Source organism: Paraglaciecola sp. (assembly GCF_030730205.1).
In the GTDB taxonomy this organism is placed as follows: Bacteria; Pseudomonadota; Gammaproteobacteria; order Enterobacterales; family Alteromonadaceae; genus Paraglaciecola.
In genome coordinates this window covers 1-2,607 of sequence record NZ_JANQVQ010000210.1, presented here as the reverse complement: position 1 = coordinate 2,607, position 2,607 = coordinate 1, and the positions used below count along the sequence as shown (strand labels likewise).

Sequence of the window (2,607 nt, the reverse complement as noted above, 5' to 3'; positions counted from 1 at the left end):
GTTAACGAGTAAGGTTATTTCTAATATATTCGTTGGAACTGTTTGCAGATTACGTTAGCATTTATCAGGCTGAGCACCATGTAAGTGCTGGCAGCAGATTTACATGAACAATATAAAGCAAAAGGTAACTATTTGACTGCGGCCAAATTAAAAATCAAACATCTAGTCAATACCTATGAGTAACGTAGTTTTTAATCTAAATGACATCACTCTAGTGATGACCATTGTCTTATCGATTTTGTTTTCCTTAATGTTAATATCCAGTCATCGGATGAATGATATTAGCGCTTACTTACTCGCTGGATTTCTCACTTCTCATGCCTTTATTGCGTTTCACGAGTTAACTTTTTACGGTTTAAAATTCAGATTTGAAGTACTGGAAAATGCGCCAAATCTATTATTTGTTGGTAGCTTGGCTTACTGCTTAGATGCGGTTTTACTGTACTTTTATATCAAATCATCGGTATTTAGTGATTTTAAGCTATCTAAAAAACACTTAGTCCATCTCATTCCCTTGGCTTTATATGCCGCATATTTAATCGCGGTTTACTATAGCCTGAGTGATCTGTCCAAACAAATTACCATCGAAAATTGGCAGCTATACAGCTCATGGCACTACATCGCTGCAGACAACATAATAAAGCTATTGAGGCTGTTCTATATTTTAAATTGTTTTGTACTCATCACCCGCTACCACAAACGTCACAAAGAAGCCCGTGCCGATATTTCCACTATTGATTTGAACTGGCTGAGGTTTTTACTCTTTGGCTTTTTAAGCATAATGCTTGTAGATGTGATTTTAAGCCTGTTAAAAGTGGTCAACATTAATTATGCGATTGCAGTAACAACCTTTATTAATATCGGGCTGTTTTCCTACTACGCGACCTTTTTGCTAGTGGTTTCATTATTATTTTACAGTGTCACTCGATCCCATTCGATCATTCCCATACCTACCCATGATGTCAATCAACCTGTAGACGAAAAAAGCGAATATAAGCCCAATTACATTAAGCGAATTGAGCGGGTAATGAGGGAAGAAAAGCCTTATCTGTTGTCAGAAATCACTATTGATGAATTAGCCAAAAAATTAGATGTGTCGACCAAAGATTTATCCGTCACTTTGAATCGTCACTTTCAAGTTAACTTTTATGAATTCATCAATAAATACAGAATTGATGAAGCGAAAATTTTATTGATTTCGGACTTAAACAAATCAATCACTGACATCTTTTATGAAGTTGGATTTAATAGCAAATCGGTTTTTTATAGCTTTTTTAAGAAACAAGAAGGTGTTACCCCCTCTGAATACAGAAAGCGACATACTCTGAATAACGTTAAGCAGGCCAATAATGCTACGTTCCCCATAGAATAGTATTACCCAACAATAATTTAACTAATTTCTTCTTGCGCACGGGCGTGATGAGTTCAACAACTTTATCAAGTCATTCCCCGATAAGACTTTGCTGACATCCCCCTTATCGCCATAAAGTTTACCGAACAATGTGTCTGTCATTTCTGCTACGGGCGGGTGGTAATATCCATTGCCTTTGGTCAATTTAAGAGAAACTATCTCACCTAAGTGGTTGATGATTAAATGGAGTTTAAAGCCAAATGACCAACCCAAAGTGAGTTTTCCATGTGTTGCTCCATCAGCAAATACTTGGTTTCGCTTGGCCCACATAATATGACATACCTCTATTTTGGTGGAATCGACAAAGATACCCGTCGGCTTCTCGAGCGTTGAGGTTAGATAGCTGCACCGTGGCACGACCACACTCGATGATATGCCTAGAAATTGGGTAACTGAGTCATTCTGGACAATGGGCTTGATGTTCTCGACTGACATAATGCAGGTAGTAATTTTTGAAATCGCGATAGAGGGATTGATGGAAATGAATGATTATCGTCATCACTCAGCGGGTGACAATTTGCAATCCATGCGGTGGCGTTTGAGCTTGCCATTTTCAACTAGAGTGCGTTGCCGCTGCTCAATAAATAATTCACAGAAATCATCAACATCACAATACGTTTCTGCGTATTTATCCATGCTCGTTCCCTTTTGGTCTTATATGTAATTCAATGAGAATTACACCAACAATCAGCAGGATACACTGCAGAGTTAGTCCGACAGTCTCAGACGTGAACATTCGACTAGTGCCATCCGGAAGGACTGTCCAAATTGAGCTTGCGTATTGCGGTTTCATACCCCATAAGCTTTGCATAAAATTAAGACCGAAGTGAAGACCTAGAGCTAGGGCTATGCCCTTGGTCTTAATTGCCGCTAAGCCAAAAAACAGCCCCCAAACACCAGGTCCAAGTAGGTTGGCCGGTTCTAATCCATGATAAAAAGCAAAGACGATGGAGGTGAGATAAATCGACGGCCTAATTCCAAGAGACTCCGACAGGCGGACTAGTGGGTAAGACCGAAAGGCTATCTCTTCCATTAATGCCAAAACGAATAGTATCAGTGCCGCCCAGCCTATGGAGTTCAAATAGTCTGGGTTAGCAACACGTTTGATGGTGATGGGGGAAAACAGAGTAAGGGTAAACAGCATTAATCCAACGATAGCCATACCAACCAGGATCCCCAGAATCAAACGCCTAGCC

At 39.7% G+C, this 2,607-nt stretch carries 4 protein-coding genes; 1 reads left to right on the top strand and 3 read right to left on the bottom strand.

The features are described from left to right. The first annotated feature begins 175 nt into the window (after positions 1 to 175). A complete protein-coding gene (locus NWQ57_RS14210) occupies positions 176 to 1,372 on the top strand; it encodes a helix-turn-helix domain-containing protein (RefSeq protein WP_306022821.1) in 1,197 nt (398 codons plus the stop codon). Positions 1,373 to 1,393: 21 nt separating this feature from the next. On the opposite strand, the gene NWQ57_RS22695 is transcribed toward NWQ57_RS14210, so the two are convergent. From NWQ57_RS22695 to NWQ57_RS14200, 3 genes are all read right to left on the bottom strand, one after another. Then, on the bottom strand, positions 1,394 to 1,846 hold the full coding sequence (locus tag NWQ57_RS22695; protein ID WP_372340925.1) for a transposase: 453 nt from the start codon (positions 1,844 to 1,846) through the stop codon (positions 1,394 to 1,396). Positions 1,847 to 1,909: 63 nt separating this feature from the next. Beyond that, the gene (locus NWQ57_RS14205; RefSeq protein ID WP_306022820.1) at positions 1,910 to 2,047 is read right to left on the bottom strand and encodes a hypothetical protein; all 138 of its coding nucleotides are present in this window, start codon (positions 2,045 to 2,047) and stop codon (positions 1,910 to 1,912) included. Further along, on the bottom strand, positions 2,040 to 2,607 hold a 568-nt coding region (locus NWQ57_RS14200; protein ID WP_306022819.1), incomplete at its 5' end, for a CPBP family intramembrane glutamic endopeptidase. The genes NWQ57_RS14205 and NWQ57_RS14200, both read right to left, overlap by 8 nt.